A 19,256-nucleotide genomic window follows, 5' to 3' on the forward strand; every position below is an offset into this window, starting at 1 on the left:
TTTCTACCTCAGCTTCAGGGTGGCAAGGCCGACCAGCACGAGAATCACGGTGATGATCCAGAAACGGACGATCACGCGCGGCTCGGGCCAGCCCTTGAGTTCAAAGTGGTGGTGAATGGGCGCCATGCGAAATACACGGCGACCGGTCAGTTTAAAAGAGGCAACCTGAATGACGACTGACAGGGTTTCCATCACGAACACGCCGCCCATGATGAACAGGACGATTTCCTGACGGACGATCACCGCGATGGTGCCCAGGGCCGCGCCCAGCGCCAGTGCGCCGACGTCACCCATGAAGACCTGTGCCGGATAGGTGTTGAACCAGAGGAAGCCCAGGCCGGCTCCGATCAACGCGCCACAGAACACGATCAACTCACCGGCGCCCGGTACATAAGGAATCAGCAGGTATTCGGCGAATTTCACGTTACCCGACAGGTAGCAGAAAATGCCCAGGCCACCACCGACCATCACGGTCGGCATGATCGCCAGGCCGTCGAGGCCGTCAGTCAGGTTGACCGCGTTGCTTGAACCGACGATCACGAAATAGGTCAGGACGATGAAGCCTGCTCCCAGCGGAATGCTGTAGTCCTTGAGCATCGGCAGGATCAGCGTGGTTTCCACCGGCGTGGCGGCAGTCATATAAAGAAAGACCGCCGCGCCCAGACCGAACACCGACTGCCAGAAATACTTCCAGCGGCTCGGCAAGCCACGGGAGTTCTTCTCGATGACCTTGCGGTAGTCGTCGACCCAGCCGATGGCGCCGAACAGCAAGGTCACCAGCAGTACGACCCAGACGTAACGGTTGCTCAGGTCAGCCCACAGCAGGGTGCTGACACCGATGGACGACAGAATCAGCGCGCCACCCATGGTCGGTGTACCCGACTTGGACAGGTGCGACTGCGGGCCGTCGTTACGAACGGACTGGCCGATCTGACGGTTCTGCAACGTGCGGATCATCCATGGGCCATAGCACAGCGACAAGACCAGCGCGGTCAGTACACCGAGAATCCCGCGCAGGGTCAGGTACTGGAAGACCGCGAAGCCTTTGTAGAACTGTTGCAGATACTCCGCTAGCAGCAGCAGCATTAATGTTTCTCCAGACTGGACCCGCACAAGGCGGCGACGATGTTTTCCATCGCAGCGCTGCGCGACCCCTTGATCAAAATGGTGGTATTTGTGTCTTGCTCGGCACCCAGGGCCTTGATCAGTTCAGCCTGAGTGCTGAAGTGAAAAGCCTGCGGACCGAATGCGTTCACGGCGTGAGCCATCATTGGCCCGACGGCGTACAGCGCAGAAACCTTGCCACGGGCGTACTCGCCCACGTCGCGGTGCCCCTGCTCCGCCCATTCGCCCAACTCGCCGATATCCCCGAGCACCAGGACGGTGCGACCGGAAAAGCCGGCCAGTATATCAATGGCAGCGCACATGGAGGTGGGGTTGGCGTTGTAAGTGTCATCGATCACGCGCATGCCGTTGGTGGCCAGTTGCGCGACGGTGCGCCCCTTGACCGGTTGCACCGCGCCAAGGCCGGTGGCGATACCGAACAGCGACACACCCAGGGCATGGGCGGCAGCGGCGGCGGCCATGGCATTGGCGACGTTATGGGTGCCGAGCAGGTTCAGTTGAACGCGCTCCACACCTTCAGGGCTGTGCAGGTTGAACGCCGGGCAGCCGCGGGCATCGGTGGCCGGGTCACTGCCATGAAAATCGGCGCTGGAATTGCTCAACGCAAACGTCAGCACTTTGCGATCACCGGCGCGTGCCTTCCAGATACCGAATGCCTTGTCGTCGAGATTGAGAACGGCGACGCCATCGGCATCCAGCCCTTCGATGATCTCGCCCTTGGCTTCGACGATTTTGTCCGGCCCGCCGAACTCGCCGACGTGGGCGGTCCCGGCATTGTTGAGAATGGCCACGTGCGGCCTGGTCAGGCCGACGGTGTAGGCAATTTCACCCAGGCGCGAAGCGCCCAGTTCGATCACGGCAGCGGTGTGTTCCGGCGCCAGTTCGAGCAAGGTCAGCGGCACGCCGAGGTCGTTGTTCAGGTTGCCACGGGTGGCCAGCACCGGACCGCGAGTACGCAGGATGCTCGCAAGCATTTCCTTGACCGTGGTCTTGCCACTGGAACCGGTGACGGCCGCGACAGGATGGGTGTAGGCGGCGCGATTCAGCGCGCCCAACTGGCCCAGGGCCTGGCGGGTGTCGCTGACCAGTAACTGCGGCAGCGTGCTGCCGGCGACCTCACGCTCGACCAGCGCGGCCACGGCGCCCTTGGCGGCGACTTCATTCAGATAATCATGACCGTCAAAACGCGGACCGGTCAGGGCAATAAACAACTGACCCGGCCTGATTGCACGACTGTCGATGCTGACGCCGTCAAAACCGGCATCGGCGGACACCAGGCGAGCATTCAACGCACCGGTCAGTTCACTCAGTTTCAAGGCCTTAAGCATGGGCCACCTCCCACGCGGTCAAGGCATGATCGGCCTCGACCAGATCGGAAAAGGCATGGCGTTCGCCGTTGATTTCCTGATAGTCCTCGTGACCTTTACCGGCCAGGACAATCACGTCATCCACCGAGGCACTGGCGATCAGCCGGGCAATCGCCTGACCACGACCGGCAACGAACTCCACTTTATCCACAGCCGTGAAACCGGCGCGGATGTCATCGAAAATCACTGCTGGGTCTTCAGTACGCGGGTTGTCGTCGGTGACCAACACTCCATCGGCCAGGCGCTCGACCACTTCGGCCATCAACGGACGCTTGCCGCGATCGCGGTCGCCGCCACAGCCGAACAGGCACAACAGCCGGCCCTTGGCGTGCGGACGCAGTGCCAGCAGTACTTTTTCCAGGGCATCCGGGGTGTGGGCGTAATCGACCACGACCAGCGGCTGCGAGCCTCCACCCAGACGCTGCATGCGACCGGCAGGGCCTTCAAGCTTCGGCAGGACCTTGAGGATTTCGTCCAGGGCATAATCCAGACCGAGCAACGCGCCGACCGCCGCCAGGACATTGCTCAGGTTGAAGCGACCGAGCAAGGTGCTGCGCAGGTGGTGCTCGCCCTGTGGCGTGACCAGCGTGGCGCGCACGCCTTCGTCGTCGAATTGCGCCTGGCGGCAATACAGGTAGGCTCTGGAATCTTCCAGGCTGTAGGTGATCAATCGCGATTCGAGCTTGTCGGCGGCCAGTTGCCGACCAAACTCGTCGTCGAGATTGACCACACGGCATTTCAAGTCATTCCAGGCAAACAGCCTGCCCTTGGCTTCGCCGTAAGCCTGCATGGTGCCGTGGTAATCCAGGTGATCGCGGGACAGGTTGGTCATCACTGCCACATCGAACGCCAATGCAGTCACGCGGCCCTGGTCCAGGCCATGGGAAGACACTTCCATCGCCACGGCTTTGGCCCCGGCCTTTTTCAGGTCCGCCAGGGTCGCTTGCACGGCAATCGGATTCGGCGTGGTGTGCAGGCCGCTTTCCAGCGCGCCGTAGAAACCGGAACCGAGCGTGCCGACCAGGCCGCAGTGCTGGCCGAGCAGGTCTAGTGCCTGGGCAACCAATTGAGTCACGCTGGTCTTGCCGTTGGTGCCGGTCACGCCCACCAGGTTCAGGTGATGGCTTGGCTCGCCATAAAAACGCCCGGCGATGTCCGACAGCTGTGCCGCCAGGCCTTTGACCGGAATCAACGGCACTTCAGTGATCGGCAGGACCGTGGCGCCTTCTACTTCATAGGCCACCGCGGCAGCACCGCGCTGCAAGGCGTCGGCAATATGCGCGCGGCCATCGAATTTCCCGCCCGGCACGGCGAGGAACAGATCGCCCGCGCGCACATTGCGGCTGTCCAGGGCGAGCTCGCGAATCAGCAGATCGTGGCCGGCGTGAGGGAAAATCTTGTTCAGGCTCAGAGACATCAGCCGCGCCCTCCATTGGCTTTCAGCGGAACGACCGGTGTTGCGTTCGCTTGTTGAGTGGGTGGCAGGTTGTCCGGCGTAATGTTCATCAGGCGCAGGGTGCCCGACATCACGCGACTGAACACCGGCGCGGAAACCAGGCCGCCGAAGTAACCGGCCTTGGTCGGCTCGTCGATTACCACCACGATGGCGTAACGCGGATCGCTCATCGGGCCGAAGCCGGCGAACAGCGAACGGTAGGAGTTTTCGGCGTAACCCTTGGTGCCGACCGAGGTTTTACGCGCAGTACCCGACTTGCCGCCCACGTGATACGCCGGCACCTGCGCACGGAACACACCGCGAGGGGCCTCGATCACTTGCTGCAGCATGCCTTGCATGGTTTTCGCGACCGCCTCCGGCAGCACCTGAGTGGTTTGCGGCGCCTTGTCGGTCTTGATCAGGGTCAGCGGTGCGAGGCGACCGTTGTTGGCCAGGGCCGAGAAGGCGTGGACCAGCTGGATCGCGGTCACGGAGATACCGTAGCCGTAGGACAGCGTGGCGGTTTCTGCCTTGCGCCATTCGCGGTAGTTCGGCAGGTTGCCGACGCGCTCGCCCGGGAAGCCCAGGCCGGTGTCCTGGCCGAGGCCGACTTTCTGCGCCAGACGGAAAATGGTTTCGCCGCCGATATCGAACGCGACCTTGCTCATGCCGACGTTACTGGAGTTGATCAGGATGCCGGTCAGGTCGAGCACCGGACCTTCGGTCTTGGAAACGTCCTTGATGGTGTACTTGCCAATCTGCAAGGAGCCCGGATACACCTCGACGGTGTCGCTCGGTTTCCAGCGGCCGGATTCGATGGCGGCGCTCATCGAGATCGCTTTCATGGTCGAGCCTGGCTCGAACACGTCGATCATCGCGCGGTTACGCATCATCGCCGGCTGCAGGTTGCGACGATTGTTCGGGTTGTAGGTCGGTTGGTTGACCATCGCGAGAATCTCGCCGGTCTTCACGTCCATGATCACCAGGCTGCCGGCCTTGGCGCCGTTCTCGATGATCGCGTTGCGCAGTTCGCGGTTGGCCAGGTATTGCAAGCGCAGGTCAATGGACAACGCCAAGGGCTTACCGGCCTTGGCGTTTTTGGTGACCTGCACATCCTTGATCAGCCGGCCGCGCCGGTCCTTGATCACCTGACGCTTGCCGGGAACCCCGGCCAGCCATTCGTCGTAGGCCAGTTCGACGCCTTCACGACCGTGATCGTCGATGTCGGTAAACCCGACCATATGGGCAGTGACTTCACCGGCAGGATAAAACCGCCGGAACTCTTCGATGCCATAGACACCCGGCACCTTCAGGTCGAGCACAGCCTGGCCCTGCTCCGGGGTCAACCCGCGCACCAGGTAAATGAATTCTTTGTTGGCCTGGGCTTCGAGACGCTCGGCCAGGGCTTTCGGGTCCTGCCCCAAGGCAGCCGCCAGTGCCGGCCACTTCTCTTTGGCCGTTTGCATTTCCTTGGCATTGGCCCAAAGGGTGGTGACCGGAGTACTCACGGCCAAGGGCTCGCCGTTACGGTCGGTGATCAGACCACGGTGAGCCGGAATCGGAATATGACGAACGCTGCGGGCATCGCCCTGACCTTTGAGGAAGGCACGATCGACCACTTGCAAATCGATGATGCGCCAGGCAATCGCGGCCACCATGATACCGAGCAACCCCAGCACCACGCGGAACCGCCAAGGAAAGAGTGCACCTTCGAGTTTCATCATGGCGCCACCATCTTCACGTCAGCGGCACCGGGGATGTGCATTTTCAATTGTTCGGTGGCCAGCACTTCGATACGACTGTGGGCGGTCCAGGTGCTCTGCTCCAGAATCAACCGGCCCCACTCGGCTTGCGCCTTGTCGCGCACGCTCAATTCGTTGTACAGCGAATTCAATAGCTGACGGTTCCAGTGGGCGCTGTAGGACACGCCGATGGCCGAAATGAGCACGCCGACAAACAGCAGCAGCATGAAGAAGCTTCCGCCGGGCAATGGCTTGGCGAAAAGCCTGCTCACCGCAGCTTCTCCGCCACACGCATGACAGCACTACGGGAACGCGGGTTGGCTTTGAGTTCGGCGTCGGAGGCCGTCTGCGCTTTGCCATGGATTTTGATTTTCGGTTCGAAGGCGACATGCCGAACCGGCAGGTTGCGCGGCAGGTTGTCGGCTTCGCCTTTGACCAGCTTGCGCATGAACAGTTTGACGATACGGTCTTCCAGCGAATGGAAGCTGATCACCACCAGGCGACCGCCCACTTCCAGGCATTCCAGCGCGGCTTCGAGGCCGGTTTCCAGGTCACCCAGTTCGTTGTTGACGTGAATACGCAACCCCTGGAACGCACGGGTTGCAGGGTTCTTGCCCTTCTCCCACGCCGGGTTGGCGACCTTCAGGACTTCTGCCAGGTCACCGGTGCGCTCGAATGGCTTGATGTCGCGGCGCTCGGCCACGGCACGGGCCATGCGGCCGGAGAAACGCTCTTCGCCGTACTCCTTGAACACCCGGGCAATTTCTTCCACGGGCGCGGTGTTGACGAATTCGGCGGCGCTGATGCCACGGGACGGATCCATGCGCATGTCCAGCGGACCGTCGTTGAGGAAGCTGAAGCCACGCTCCGGGTCGTCGAGCTGTGGCGAAGACACGCCCAGATCCAGCAGAACACCGCTGACCTTGCCGGCCAGACCGCGTTCGGCGACTTCGGAACCGAGTTCGGCAAAGCTGCGCTGCACAACGACAAAGCGGCCGTCTTCGGCCGCTAGCGTCTGCCCGGTGGCAATCGCTTGTGGATCTTTGTCGAATCCGAGCAACCGGCCATCGGGACCGAGCTGGCTGAGGATCAACCGACTGTGTCCGCCGCGCCCGAACGTGCCGTCCAGATAGCAGCCATCAGGACGTACGGCGAGAGCCTCGACGGCTTCGTCAAGCAGTACGGTGATGTGGTTAAAGCCGCTATCAATAGTCACAGGATCAAATCACGCAGTTCATCAGGCATCGCGCCCGGTTGTTGAATGGCAGCCAGGTCAGCGGCAGAAACCGCGTTCCAGGCATCCTCGTCCCACAATTGGAACTTGTTCAGTTGGCCTACCAACATCGCGCGCTTATCCAACTTGGCATATTCACGAAGACGCGGCGGAACCAGAAAACGACCACTGCCATCGAGTTCGAGATCGACGGCATTACCAATCAGTAAACGTTGCAGGCGGCGGTTCTCTTCGCGAAGCGAAGGCAGTGCGCGCAGTTTGGTTTCAATAATTTCCCACTCATCGAGGGGGTAAACACACAAACAAGGATCAACGGCATCAATTGTCACGATCAATTGACCGGAACTGCGCGAATCGAGCTCGTCACGGTACCGGCTCGGCATTGCGAGACGGCCCTTTGCATCGAGACTGATAGCGTTGGCTCCGCGAAACACGTCAGCGTTTCTCCAAATTCTAGCGTTTTGAGTTCAAAAAACCCACTTCATGCCACTTTCCGCCACTTGCGCACACTATAGGAATGCGCCCACCACACCGTCAAGGCGCGGAGTAAAGGAAAACCCTTACAGAACTGAGATTTAGGAGCATTAACGGAGAGGTAACGACAATCCGGGAGATGAAACTGACCAATAACTTGAATCAGCACGGGAGGCTGTGTTCAGAAGTTAAAGTAATTTATTAAGAGTAAGATTTTTTTGGTATTACAAAAGAGGTTCTGCGGACGATTGTGTAAGGAGGGAAACCGGTGCTGCGTGGAGTTGATGCGTTCACTACAAGCGCGGGCTAATCGATATCACAAAACCGCTCCTGCTGACGACCGTATAACGAAGAAAACCGGTGCTGCGTGGAGTTGATGCGATCACTACAAGCGCGGGCTAATCGATATCACAAAACCGCTCCTGCTGACGATTGTGCAAGGAGGGAAATTGCTACCACCGACACACTCTGCCCAATAAATTAAGCAGAGAGGAGAAAAAGGTGGAGAGTCGATCTGTAAGCCGGGTTCTGTCTTGAACAGTCATTCGTCTACGATGGCCATCACTGGACATCTTTAGCAACCTACCCGGTCCCAGCGCGGGCCACGCCTTGGGACCCTATTTGGTCTTGCTCCAAGTGGGGTTTACCTAGCCACGAACTGTTGCCAGACGTGCGGTGCGCTCTTACCGCACCTTTTCACCCTTACCGGCGCCGAAGCGCTTAGGCGGTTATTTTCTGTGGCACTTTCCGTAGGCTCGCGCCTCCCAGGCGTTACCTGGCACTTCGCCCTATGGAGCCCGGACTTTCCTCCCCCCCCTAATTTTCATAGAGGGCAGCGACTGTCCGATCGACTCTCCGCCGCGAAGGTTACCGGCACAACGCCCGAAGAACAAGCACCAAGCGCCATCAGGCACGCCTGCGCGTCAGCTTTTACTCGCCCTTCTGTTGGTCCAGCGCGATCTGGTACAGCACATTCTTTCGCTCGCCGGTGATTTGCGCCGCCAAAGCCGCCGCACGCTTGAGCGGCATTTCTTCGAGCAACAGGTTGAGGATGCGCATTGCCTCGCTACTGACGGCACCTTCCTCCTCGGGCGCGGACCAGCCCGCCACCAGCACCACGCACTCGCCGCGCTGCTGGTTGCTGTCCGACTCGACGAACTCACGCAGTTCAGCCAGCGGCAGCCCCTTGAGGGTCTCAAACGTCTTGGTCAGCTCGCGGGCAAGGAGCGCCGGGCGCTCGGGACCGAACACCAATTCCATGTCTTGCAGGCATTCGAGGATGCGATGCGGAGCCTCATAGAAGATCAATGTGCGAGGCTCTTCCTTTACCTGCTCGAGACGCGCTCGCCGCCCCACCGCCTTGGCCGGCAGAAAACCTTCGAAAATGAACCGGTCGGAAGGCAGCCCCGCCGCCGACAGCGCTGCAATCAACGCACAGGCACCCGGAACCGGCACAACATTGATGCCCGCCGCCCGGGCCTGCCGCACCAGGTGATAACCCGGATCGGAAATCAGCGGTGTCCCGGCATCGGAAATCAACGCCACGTTGTCACCGGCAAGCAGGCGAGTGATAAAGCGACTACCTTCATCCCGCTCGTTGTGTTCATGGCACGCCGCCAACGGCGTCGAGATGCCGAAGTGTTGCATCAAGCGCTGGGAATGACGGGTGTCTTCCGCGGCGACCAGGGCCACTTCACGCAGAATCTTCAGCGCCCGCGCACTGATGTCATCCAGGTTGCCGATGGGCGTCGCCACCACATAAAGCGAGCCAGCAGCGGAATTCAAAGCACCTGGAGCAGTCAAAGCGCACACCTCATGATCGGTAAAAGTCGCCATTGTAGCGCGTAGCGAGACTCACGATACCCGCAAGCAAACGAGGTATCGGTGACCGTTTGTTCGCTGGCGCAACATTTACACCAGCTAAATTGATCGATTCACGCCACTAACATCGCGCCCCGGCCAGTGCTTGGGTACAATTCCACGCTAATTTGATCGAGTATCAGGAACGCTTACATGATCGCTTGCCTGCGGCTGTTATCTGCCCTCTGCCTCGCTGCCTTGCTGGCGGCTTGCGCCAGCTCGCCCTCGTCCAGCCTTGGCGAACTACCACGGACACCGGACGCCAGTATCGAGCAACTGCTTGAGAAGGCCGCCCAAAGCAAATCTGCGGAAGATGCCGCCCTTCTGCGTTTGAGCGCTGCCGACCTGGCCTATCGCCAGGGCAATGCCGGCCAGTCCGCGCAAATCCTGCAACAGGTCCCGGTCGAGCAGCTCAAGCCGGGCCCACAGATTTTCGCCAACACCCTGGCGGCTGAACTGGCCATGACCCGCAATCAGCCCAAGGCCGCGCTGGCCGCCTTGAGCCATCCAAGCCTGCAATACTTGGGCGAACTGCCCGTCGAACAACAGGTCCGCACCGGCACCGTTCACGCCCGCGCACTTGAAGCCGATGGCCAGACCCTCGCCGCCGCTCGCGAGCGCATTTTCATCGCCCCGATGCTCAAAGGTGAAGCCGCGAGCAAAAACCACGAAGCCATCTGGACCCTGATCGCCTCGCTGCCGACCGATCAGTTGAAGCCAAACACCACCGACGATCTCGGCGGCTGGATGGCCCTGGCGCTGGCCGTGAAATCCGCCGGCACCCTGGAACAGCAACAGGCTGCCATCGACAACTGGCGCGCGCAGAACCCGAAACACCCGGCAGCCGCTCAATTGCCGCAGCCACTGACCCAACTCAAGGAGCTGGCCAGCCAGCCCCTGAACAAGATCGCCCTGCTGCTGCCTCAGGACGGCCAACTGGCCTCGGTCGGCAAAGCACTGCGCGACGGCTTCATGGCCGCTCACTACCAGGCCCAACAGGCCGGGCAGAAACCGCCCGCCATCGAGTTCTATGACAGCTCGCGCCTGACTTCCATGGACGAGTTCTACCGCAAGGCCCAGGCCGATGGCGTGCAACTGGTCGTCGGCCCGCTGGAGAAGCCGCTGGTCAAACAGCTGAGCACTCGCCCGCAATTGCCGATCACTACCCTGGCACTCAATTACAGTGAAGGCGATCAAGGCCCGGCGCAGCTGTTCCAGTTCGGTCTTGCCGCTGAAGACGAAGCCCGCGAAGTGTCACGCCGCGCTCGCGCCGACGGTCTGCATCGCGCAGCCATCATGGTGCCGAAAGGTGAATGGGGCGACCGCGTGCTCAAGGCGTTCAGCCAGGACTGGCAGGCCAATGGCGGCACCATCGTCGCCACCGAACGCGTCGACCAGCCGGTCCAACTGGCCCAACAGATTGCCGACATGTTCCAGTTGCGCCAGAGCGAAGGTCGCGCCAAGAGCCTGCAAAGCACCGTTGGCTCGCAAGTGGCTGCCCAGCCATCGCGCCGCCAGGACATCGAGTTCATTTTCCTCGCCGCAACACCGCAACAGGCACAGCAGATCAAACCGACCCTGAACTTCCAGTACGCAGGCGATGTTCCGGTCTACGCCACCTCCCACGTGTTCAGCGCCAGCGGTGACGTCAACCAGTACAACGATATGAATGGCATTCGCTTCTGCGAGACGCCATGGTTGCTGGACGCCAATGATCCACTGCGCCGCCAGGTCACCGCTCAATGGCCACAGGCCGCCGGCAGCCTGGGACGCCTGTATGCCATGGGTGTGGATGCCTATCGACTGGCGCCTCGCCTGGGCCAGCTCAAGTCTCTGCCGGACAGCCGCATCGACGGTGAGTCGGGCAGCCTTGGCATGTCTCAGAGCCAGCGGGTCGTGCGCCAGTTGCCATGGGCCGAGTTCGCCAATGGCCAGGTTCAGCGCCTGCCGGACACCGCTCGCTGATGCCCGACAGGTCACGCCAGCAAAGCGGCAAGGATGCCGAGCGCCATGCGCTCGAGCATCTTCAACAACAGGGTCTGCGCCTGCTGGCGCAGAACTGGTTGTGTAAACGCGGCGAGCTTGATCTGGTCATGCTAGATGGCGATACAGTAGTATTCGTTGAAGTCCGCTACAGAAAAAACACTCAATGGGGTGGCGCGCTCGATAGCATCGATGAGCGCAAACGGCAAAAACTGATTTTCGCCGCACAATATTTTCTTCAGCGCGAGCCGCGCTGGGCCAATTCCCCTTGCCGCTTCGACGTGATTGCCATCGACAGCAACCTCGATCAGTTGAACTGGCTACAGAATGCCTTCGACGGCTGATCGCCGGCATTGCGAACCGGACACTATCACCCAACACTTTTGCTCTTTGCTTTGCGGGCTGCACATTCATGTGCCGAACAGCCGCGCTACTTAAGGTCACACAGATGGACATGCAATCGCGAATTCGCCAGCTTTTTCAGGCCAGTATCGACACCAAGCAACAGGCGATGGAAGTACTTGCACCGCACATCGAGCAAGCCAGCCAGGTCATGGTCAACGCCCTGCTCAACGAAGGCAAAATGCTTTCCTGCGGCAACGGTGGCTCAGCCGGCGACGCCCAGCACTTCTCGTCCGAGCTGCTCAATCGTTTTGAGCGCGAGCGCCCGAGCCTGCCGGCCATCGCCCTGACGACCGACAGCTCGACGATCACCTCGATCGCCAACGATTACAGCTACAACGAAATCTTCTCCAAGCAGATCCGCGCACTCGGCCAGCCGGGCGATGTGTTGCTGGCTATCTCCACCAGCGGCAACTCGGCCAACATAATTCAAGCGATCCAGGCCGCACATGATCGCGAAATGATTGTCGTAGCATTGACGGGGCGTGATGGCGGCGGCATGGCGTCGCTACTGTTGCCCGAGGACGTCGAGATTCGCGTACCGGCCAACGTCACCGCTCGTATTCAAGAAGTCCACCTGCTGGCGATCCACTGCCTTTGCGACTTGATCGACAGCCAATTGTTCGGGAGTGAAGAATGACCCCTAATCGCCTTGGCCTACTGGCCTTGACCCTGTGCCTCGGCATCAGCGGCTGTACCTCGGTGGTGACTGCCAGCCGTGAAGCACCGATTGAAGATGACCGTGGCACTCGCACACTGGGCAGCAAGATCGACGATTCCCTGATCGACACCAAGGTCGGCGTGAACATCGCCAAGGCCGACCCGGCCCTGGACAAGGATTCGCACATCGTCGTCACCAGCTTCAACGGTGTCGTGCTGCTCGCCGGGCAAACACCGCGCGCAGACCTCAAGGCCAAGGCCGAACAGGCCGCCGCCGCTGTCCAGCGTGTGAAACAGGTGCACAACGAACTGCAAGTCCTGCCGCCCTCCTCGTTGCTGGCACGCCAGAACGACACCTGGCTGACCACCAAGATCAAGACCCAGATGCTCGCCGATGCGAACATCCCCGGCTCGCGCATCAAGGTTGTCACTGAAAACGGCATCGTCTACTTGCTCGGCCTGCTGACCAAACAGGAAGCGGCGCAGGCGACCAACCTGGTGCAGGGCGTTTCCGGCGTACAGAAGATTGTGAAGTTGTTTGAGTACATCGATTGATCCACATCTTGCAGGAGCGAGCTTGCTCGCGATGGACGTGAACGATGACGCGGCAATCCTGACAACCCGCGGGGCTTTCAGGTTTTTCGCGAGCAGGCTCGCTCCTACACAGTAATAAAAAAGGCGATCCTCTCGGATCGCCTTTTTTATTACTTCACCACTTTCAGACTGGGGCGACCGCTTGGACGCGGCGGCTCACTGTCGGGTGGCGGAAGATCGTCATCCGGTTCGATCTCGTCGTCCTCGCCCATCGGCGATTCCAGATCGAACACCATGCCCTGGCCATTCTCCCGGGCGTAGATACCCAGGATCGAAGCAATTGGCACGTACAAGGTGTGCGGCACGCCACCAAAGCGCCCCTCGAAACTGACCGCTTCGTTATCCATGTGCAAGTGACGCACGGCTTGCGGCGATACGTTCAGGACGATCTGTCCGTCACTGGCAAACCCCTGAGGCACCTGCACCGACGGGTACTCGGAATTGACCAGCATGTGCGGGGTGCAATCGTTGTCCACAATCCACTCATAGAGCGCGCGGACCAGATAAGGTCGACTGGAGTTCATAACGGCTCCTTAAGCCTTAGCGCATGTCGCGTTCGACACCAGACAGACTCGCCTGGAAAGCCTCACGCGCAAACTGGCGCTCCATATAATCAAGCAGCGGCTTGGCCGGCCGCGGCAGTTCTATACCCAGAATCGGCAATCGCCAGAGTATTGGCAATAGGCAGCAATCCACCAGACTTTGTTCCTCACTGAGGAAAAACGGTTTGTCGGCAAACAGTGGCGACACACCCGTCAGGCTTTCGCGCAACTCTTTTCGAGCCACGGCACGGGCTGCTTCCTTGGTCCGCGAATCCAGAATCAGGTCCACCAGACCACACCAGTCGCGCTGAATGCGGTGCATCAGCAGACGACTGTTGGCACGCGCCACGGGATAAACCGGCAGTAGCGGCGGGTGCGGGTAACGCTCATCCAGATATTCCATCACCACAGTCGACTCCCACAACGCCAGGTCGCGATCGACCAGGGTGGGCAGACTGCCATAAGGGTTCACTTCAATCAGTTTAGGTGGCTGACGACCAGCCTCCACGTAAATGATCTCGGCGCTGACACCCTTCTCTGCCAGTACGATGCGCACTCGGTGGGAATAGTGGTCGGCGGGGTCGGAGTAACAGGCCAACCGATTGGTCACGCCCATGGCGATCCTCCTCGCTTGTAGAAATTATCGAAAGCTCAAAAACGAGCGCGCCCAGAGGGCGCCTCCCGTAACGACTGGATCACCAGTTTCGCTACATCTTCAGAGGCGCCCTTGGGCGCGCGCGATTAACAGCAATAGCTTGAAGCTTTATCAGTGCACGTCTTTCCAGTATTCGCGCTTGAGCAGGTAAGCGAAGACGAAGAAGAACGCCAGGTACAACAATACGTACGTACCGATGCGCTGATGTTGCAGCTTAACCGGGTTAGCCGAGTAAGCCAGGAAGGTTACCAGATTCTTGACCTTCTCATCGAACTGCTCTGCAGTCAGGGCACCGCTTTTCGGCACGATGGTCAACTGATCGCACGCTTCATGAGTCAGCGCCGTACCGGTCAGAGGATCATATTGCTTCTTGCCGTCTTCGACGATCTGAACCTGCTTGCAACCAACCACCTGGCGACCTTGCAGGCCGGCCAGGACGTTAGGCATGCCCACGTTCGGGAAGACCTTGTTGTTCACGCCCCATGGACGCGCAGGATCTTCGTAGAACGACCTCAGGTAACCGTAGAGCCAGTCGGTGCCGCGAACGCGGGCAACCAGGGTCAGGTCCGGCGGCGCTGCGCCAAACCAGGCCTTGGCGTCCGCCGGCTGCATGCCGATGCTCATGTGGTCGCCGATCTTGGCCCCTGTGAACACCAGCTTCTCCAGCATCAATTCATGGGGAATGCCCAGGTCGTCGGCAACACGCTCATAGCGCTGGAACTTGGCACTGTGGCAACCCATGCAGTAGTTGGCGAACGTACGCGCGCCGTCCTGCATGGCTGCTTTATCGGAAACGTCGATGTCGACTTTTTCCAGCTCGGGGCCACCGTGCTCAGCTGCGAAAGCGAACACTGGCAATGCAGCAAGCATCAATACAGCAAATAGTTTTTTCATCAGCCAGTCACCCTTTCCGGAACCGGTTTGGTCTTCTCGAGCCTGGTGTAGAACGGCATCAGAATGAAGTAGGCGAAGTACAGGAAGGTACATACCTGCGACAGCAACGTACGCTCCGGGGTTGGAGCCAATACGCCCAGCACGCCCAGGATCACGAACGAGATGCAGAACACCCAGAGCCAGATTTTGCTCAGCCAGCCCTTGTAGCGCATCGACTTGACCGGGCTACGGTCCAGCCACGGCAGGACGAACAGCACAGCGATGGCCGCGCCCATGGCGATCACGCCCAGGAGCTTGTCCGGAATCGCACGCAAGATGGCGTAGAACGGGGTGAAGTACCAGACCGGAGCGATGTGCTCTGGAGTCTTGAAGGCGTTCGCCACTTCAAAGTTCGGCTTCTCGAGGAAGTAGCCGCCCATTTCCGGGAAGAAGAACACGATCGAGCAGAAGATGAACAGGAACACCACCACGCCGACGATATCTTTCACGGTGTAGTAAGGGTGGAAGGCAATGCCATCCAGCGGTATGCCGTTTTCGTCCTTGTGCTTCTTGATGTCCACGCCGTCCGGGTTGTTCGAGCCGACTTCGTGCAAGGCCAGGATGTGCAGCACCACCAGACCCAGGATAACGATCGGCAGGGCAACCACGTGCAAGGCGAAGAAGCGGTTCAGGGTAATACCGGAAATCAGGTAGTCACCACGAATCCACTGGGTCAGGTCATTGCCGATGACCGGGATCGCACCGAACAGCGAGATGATCACCTGGGCACCCCAGTAGGACATCTGCCCCCACGGCAGCAGGTAGCCCATGAAGGCTTCGGCCATCAGTGCCAGGTAGATCAGCATGCCGAAGACCCACACCAGCTCACGCGGTTTCTGGTACGAACCGTAGAGCAGGCCACGGAACATGTGCAGATAGACCACGATGAAGAACGCCGAAGCGCCGGTGGAGTGCAGCAGACGCAGGATCGAGCCGTACTCGACGTCGCGCATGATGTATTCGACGGAGGCGAACGCCTCTTCCGCCGACGGGTTGTAGCTCATGGTCAGCCAGACACCGGTAACGATCTGGTTGACCAGAACGAGCAGCGCCAGGGAGCCAAAGAAATAGAAGAAGTTGAAGTTCTTCGGAGCGTAATACTTGCTGAGATGGTCCTCCCACATCTTGGTGGCGGGAAAGCGCGCATCAACCCAATCCATGAACTTGCTCATCACGCTTTCTCCGTATCGACGCCAATGATAATGATTTCATCGGTCTCATAGGAATGCGGGGGTACTGGCAGGTTCAAAGGCGCAGGCTGCGACTTGTAGACGCGACCAGCCAGATCGTAGTGGGAACCGTGGCAAGGGCAGAAATAGCCGCCTACCCAGTCTTTACCCAGATCCGCAGGTGCCACTTCGGGACGGAAGGTCGGCGAGCAACCCAGGTGCGTGCAGATACCGATCAGCAGCAGGACCTCGGGTTTGATCGAACGGATTTCCGGATCAACGTAAGTCGGTTGTGTCGAGTTCTTGGAGGTCGGGTCAGCGAGCTGGCCCTCGATCTTCTTCAGATTCCCCAGGATTTCCTGTGTACGGCGGACGATGAACACCGGCTGGCCGCGCCACTCAGCAATCATCTGCTGGCCTGGCTCGATCTTGCTGACATTCACTTTCACCGGTGCACCTGCGGCTTTCGCCTTGGCACTGGGAAACCATGACCCCACGAACGGGACCGCAGCCCCCACCGCTCCTGCAGCACCCACCACGGATGTGGCTGCTACCAAGAAGCGACGCCGGCCTGCATTCACGCCGTCATTGCTCATTCAGTCCTCTCCCATCAGCTTTGTGGCCTGTTAAATCAGGCATCTACTAAGTAAAACTATGTACTTATAAAAATTTTGCCGAATGGTAATGAAAAGCCCCAATTCTGACAAGGTAATTACCGGAGCCCAGCACCCCCAAGCCTTGTAGTATAGGGCGTCTGCGGATGTGGCAAGTTGTCACAGCGCAATTCTTTGATAAATCGCAGACATAAAAAAACGCCCAGCTCCGCGAGGAAACTGGGCGTTCTTTTTTGAACGTGAAAGCGAATTAACGCTTCGAGTACTGCGGACGCTTACGCGCTTTACGCAGACCGACTTTCTTACGTTCAACTTCACGAGCATCGCGGGTTACGAAGCCGGCTTTACGCAGAGCGCTGCGCAGAGTCTCGTCGTAGTCCATCAATGCACGAGTGATGCCGTGGCGGATTGCGCCAGCCTGACCACTCACACCACCGCCGATCACGGTGACGTAGATGTCGAACTTCTCGACAGTCTCAGTCAATTCCAGCGGCTGACGAACTACCATGCGGGCAGTTTCGCGGCCGAAGAAATTATCCAGCGAACGGTTGTTGATGGAGATGTTACCAGTACCCGGACGCAGGAAAACGCGTGCGGTTGCGGTCTTGCGACGGCCAGTGCCGTAATTTTGAGTCGCCGACATAATGTACTATTCCGTTAAAACTTCAGTTCTTGGGGCTGCTGAGCAGTATGTGGGTGTGCAGCGCCCGCATAGACTTTCAGCTTACGGTACATGTCGCGACCCAGCGGGTTCTTAGGCAGCATGCCTTTGACCGCGGTCTCGATCACGCGCTCAGGGGCCTTGGCGATCAGCTTTTCAAAGTTGATCGACTTGATGCCGCCCGGGAAACCGGAGTGGGAGTAGTACATTTTGTCAGTGGTTTTAGCACCGGTAACACGGATCTGCTCAGCGTTGATTACGACGATGTAGTCGCCGGTGTCAACGTGAGGAGTGTACTCAGGCTTGTGCTTGCCACGCAGACGGCTCGCGATTTCGGTGGCCAGACGACCCAGGGTCTGACCAGCAGCGTCGACGACAAACCAGTCGCGCTTTACTGTTTCCGGTTTAGCAGTAAAAGTTTTCATTCTTTATAGCCTCAGGGGCCGCCCTGTAAATTAGACGGCGGATCTTACTGAATAGTGCGTACTTTGACAAGTCAAAGGCAGCCGGATACAGACGCTTTCGGGGGCTCGGGTCGGCGCGTCCGTTCAACGGCAAGATTCTTCGGCGGCGGCGCATCACTTCCACTGCAGAAAGAGGTGCGCAATTATGCAGATTGCGAAAAATAATTCAACCTGCTTTTATGATTGTTTTGCCCAAGGAGCACCCGATGGACTATCGCCAGCTAGGCCGAACCAATCTGAACGTGAGTGCCCTCTGCCTCGGAACCATGACCTGGGGCGAGCAAAACAGCGAAGCAGACGCCTTCGCCCAGATTGAACGGGCCAAGAGCGCCGGGATCAACTTCATCGACACCGCCGAGATGTACCCGGTGCCGCCCAAGGCCGAAACCTACGCCACCACCGAACGCTACATCGGCAATTACTTCAAACGCCGCGGCAACCGCGCCGACTGGATCCTGGCCAGCAAGATCGCCGGCCCCGGCAACACCATCGACTACATTCGCGATAAAAACCTGCGCCACAACCGCCAGCACATCACCGAAGCGGTGGATGCCAGCCTCCAGCGCCTGCAGACCGATTACATCGACTTGTACCAACTGCACTGGCCGGAGCGCAGCACCAACTTTTTCGGACAACTGGGCTACAAGCACAAGATCGAAGCCAACCTGACCCCGCTGGAAGACACCCTCGAAGCGCTGGACGAGCAGGTGAAGGCCGGCAAGATCCGCCACATCGGCCTGTCCAACGAGACGCCGTGGGGCACCATGCGCTTCCTGGCGCTGGCCGAAGCCCGAGGCTGGCCGCGCGCCGTGTCGATCCAGAATCCGTACAACCTGCTCAACCGCAGCTTTGAAGTCGGCCTGGCGGAAATCGCCATCCGCGAGCAATGCGGCCTGCTCGCCTATTCGCCGCTGGCGTTCGGTTTCCTGTCAGGCAAGTACGAAGGTGGTGCCCGCCCGCCAAAAGGTCGCTTGAGCCTCTACAGCCGCTTCAGCCGCTATTTCAACCCGCAGTCGGAAGCTGCCTGCAGCCGTTACGTGGCCCTGGCTCGCGAGCACGGCCTGGACCCGGCGCAAATGGCCCTGGCGTTCGTGACGCAGCAGCCGTTCGTGACCAGCAACATCATTGGCGCGACGACGATGGAGCAACTGGACAGCAACATCGCCAGTTTCGACTTGAAGTTGTCGGAAGAAGTGCTGGAGGGGATCGAGGCGATTCACAAGGATCACCCGAATCCTGCGCCTTGATCGACAGTTAAAAAGCCTTCGCGGGCAAGCCCGCTCCCACAGGTACTGCGTGATCCTTGTGGGAGCGGGCTTGCCCGCGAAGGCGTCAGTCCTGC

The 19,256-nt window shown here is 59.6% G+C and carries 20 protein-coding genes and 1 other RNA gene; 5 read left to right on the top strand and 16 right to left on the bottom strand.

What is annotated here, in order from left to right:
- Window positions 1-3 precede the first annotated feature (3 nt).
- The 9 genes from mraY to rsmI all read right to left on the bottom strand — a co-directional run bounded on the left by mraY (window position 4) and on the right by rsmI (window position 9,213).
- Window positions 4-1,086 (bottom strand): phospho-N-acetylmuramoyl-pentapeptide-transferase, encoded by a 1,083-nt coding sequence (mraY, locus tag PMI34_RS25400; RefSeq protein ID WP_008045924.1) that lies wholly within the window; start codon window positions 1,084-1,086, stop codon window positions 4-6.
- The gene (locus PMI34_RS25395; RefSeq protein WP_008045926.1) at window positions 1,086-2,453 is read right to left on the bottom strand and encodes a UDP-N-acetylmuramoyl-tripeptide--D-alanyl-D-alanine ligase; all 1,368 of its coding nucleotides are present in this window, start codon (window positions 2,451-2,453) and stop codon (window positions 1,086-1,088) included. Before PMI34_RS25395 ends, mraY begins: the two co-directional genes overlap by 1 nt.
- Entirely contained in the window at window positions 2,446-3,909 is a 1,464-nt protein-coding gene (locus PMI34_RS25390; protein WP_008045928.1) for a UDP-N-acetylmuramoyl-L-alanyl-D-glutamate--2,6-diaminopimelate ligase, read from the bottom strand. The genes PMI34_RS25395 and PMI34_RS25390 overlap by 8 nt, the downstream gene beginning before the upstream one ends.
- Entirely contained in the window at window positions 3,909-5,648 is a 1,740-nt protein-coding gene (locus tag PMI34_RS25385; protein ID WP_177318792.1) for a peptidoglycan D,D-transpeptidase FtsI family protein, read from the bottom strand. Before PMI34_RS25385 ends, PMI34_RS25390 begins: the two co-directional genes overlap by 1 nt.
- Window positions 5,648-5,941, bottom strand: coding sequence for a cell division protein FtsL (ftsL, locus tag PMI34_RS25380; protein WP_032829321.1), 294 nt, complete (start codon window positions 5,939-5,941; stop codon window positions 5,648-5,650). The genes PMI34_RS25385 and ftsL overlap by 1 nt, the downstream gene beginning before the upstream one ends.
- Window positions 5,938-6,885 (bottom strand): 16S rRNA (cytosine(1402)-N(4))-methyltransferase RsmH, encoded by a 948-nt coding sequence (rsmH, locus tag PMI34_RS25375; protein WP_008045933.1) that lies wholly within the window; start codon window positions 6,883-6,885, stop codon window positions 5,938-5,940. Before rsmH ends, ftsL begins: the two co-directional genes overlap by 4 nt.
- Window positions 6,882-7,337, bottom strand: coding sequence for a division/cell wall cluster transcriptional repressor MraZ (mraZ, locus tag PMI34_RS25370; RefSeq protein ID WP_007917012.1), 456 nt, complete (start codon window positions 7,335-7,337; stop codon window positions 6,882-6,884). Before mraZ ends, rsmH begins: the two co-directional genes overlap by 4 nt.
- A 541-nt stretch (window positions 7,338-7,878) precedes the next feature.
- Window positions 7,879-8,232, bottom strand: an RNA gene (gene rnpB / locus PMI34_RS27620) — RNase P RNA component class A.
- 75 nt (window positions 8,233-8,307) lie between these two features.
- The gene (rsmI, locus tag PMI34_RS25365; RefSeq protein WP_162130349.1) at window positions 8,308-9,213 is read right to left on the bottom strand and encodes a 16S rRNA (cytidine(1402)-2'-O)-methyltransferase; all 906 of its coding nucleotides are present in this window, start codon (window positions 9,211-9,213) and stop codon (window positions 8,308-8,310) included.
- Window positions 9,214-9,390: 177 nt separating this feature from the next.
- On the opposite strand from rsmI, the gene PMI34_RS25360 reads away from it, so the two are divergent.
- From PMI34_RS25360 to PMI34_RS25345, 4 genes are all read left to right on the top strand, one after another.
- On the top strand, window positions 9,391-11,202 hold the full coding sequence (locus tag PMI34_RS25360; RefSeq protein WP_008045937.1) for a penicillin-binding protein activator: 1,812 nt from the start codon (window positions 9,391-9,393) through the stop codon (window positions 11,200-11,202).
- Window positions 11,202-11,564: a YraN family protein gene (locus tag PMI34_RS25355; RefSeq protein WP_008045939.1), complete on the top strand. Its 363-nt coding sequence runs from the start codon at window positions 11,202-11,204 to the stop codon at window positions 11,562-11,564. Before PMI34_RS25360 ends, PMI34_RS25355 begins: the two co-directional genes overlap by 1 nt.
- A 104-nt stretch (window positions 11,565-11,668) precedes the next feature.
- Window positions 11,669-12,262, top strand: coding sequence for a phosphoheptose isomerase (locus PMI34_RS25350; RefSeq protein ID WP_007972584.1), 594 nt, complete (start codon window positions 11,669-11,671; stop codon window positions 12,260-12,262).
- A complete protein-coding gene (locus PMI34_RS25345) occupies window positions 12,259-12,837 on the top strand; it encodes a BON domain-containing protein (RefSeq protein WP_008045952.1) in 579 nt (192 codons plus the stop codon). Before PMI34_RS25350 ends, PMI34_RS25345 begins: the two co-directional genes overlap by 4 nt.
- Window positions 12,838-12,986: 149 nt before the next feature.
- Here the strand turns inward: PMI34_RS25345 and PMI34_RS25340 are convergent, their stop codons facing one another.
- The 7 genes from PMI34_RS25340 to rplM all read right to left on the bottom strand — a co-directional run bounded on the left by PMI34_RS25340 (window position 12,987) and on the right by rplM (window position 17,875).
- Window positions 12,987-13,400 carry a ClpXP protease specificity-enhancing factor gene (locus tag PMI34_RS25340; protein ID WP_007998247.1) on the bottom strand — a complete coding sequence of 138 codons (414 nt, stop codon included), beginning with the start codon at window positions 13,398-13,400 and terminating at the stop codon, window positions 12,987-12,989.
- A gap of 16 nt (window positions 13,401-13,416) precedes the next feature.
- Window positions 13,417-14,034: a glutathione S-transferase N-terminal domain-containing protein gene (locus PMI34_RS25335; protein WP_007989864.1), complete on the bottom strand. Its 618-nt coding sequence runs from the start codon at window positions 14,032-14,034 to the stop codon at window positions 13,417-13,419.
- A 150-nt stretch (window positions 14,035-14,184) separates the two neighbouring features.
- Window positions 14,185-14,967, bottom strand: coding sequence for a cytochrome c1 (locus PMI34_RS25330; RefSeq protein WP_008045953.1), 783 nt, complete (start codon window positions 14,965-14,967; stop codon window positions 14,185-14,187).
- Window positions 14,967-16,178, bottom strand: a complete 1,212-nt coding sequence (locus PMI34_RS25325; RefSeq protein ID WP_008045954.1) for a cytochrome b — start codon at window positions 16,176-16,178, stop codon at window positions 14,967-14,969. The genes PMI34_RS25330 and PMI34_RS25325 overlap by 1 nt, the downstream gene beginning before the upstream one ends.
- Complete coding sequence (gene petA / locus PMI34_RS25320) at window positions 16,178-16,771, bottom strand: ubiquinol-cytochrome c reductase iron-sulfur subunit (protein WP_008045955.1); 594 nt, start codon at window positions 16,769-16,771, stop codon at window positions 16,178-16,180. Before petA ends, PMI34_RS25325 begins: the two co-directional genes overlap by 1 nt.
- Before the next feature lie 268 nt (window positions 16,772-17,039).
- Window positions 17,040-17,432, bottom strand: coding sequence for a 30S ribosomal protein S9 (gene rpsI / locus PMI34_RS25315; protein WP_003228056.1), 393 nt, complete (start codon window positions 17,430-17,432; stop codon window positions 17,040-17,042).
- A gap of 14 nt (window positions 17,433-17,446) precedes the next feature.
- Window positions 17,447-17,875 carry a 50S ribosomal protein L13 gene (rplM, locus tag PMI34_RS25310; protein WP_007917032.1) on the bottom strand — a complete coding sequence of 143 codons (429 nt, stop codon included), beginning with the start codon at window positions 17,873-17,875 and terminating at the stop codon, window positions 17,447-17,449.
- Between the two features lie 245 nt (window positions 17,876-18,120).
- Here rplM and PMI34_RS25305 point away from each other — a divergent pair, with 245 nt between their 5' ends.
- Entirely contained in the window at window positions 18,121-19,161 is a 1,041-nt protein-coding gene (locus PMI34_RS25305) for an NADP(H)-dependent aldo-keto reductase (RefSeq protein WP_008045956.1), read from the top strand.
- The last annotated feature ends 95 nt before the right edge of the window (window positions 19,162-19,256 follow it).

Source organism: Pseudomonas sp. GM74, assembly GCF_000282455.1.
Classification (GTDB): domain Bacteria; phylum Pseudomonadota; class Gammaproteobacteria; order Pseudomonadales; family Pseudomonadaceae; genus Aquipseudomonas.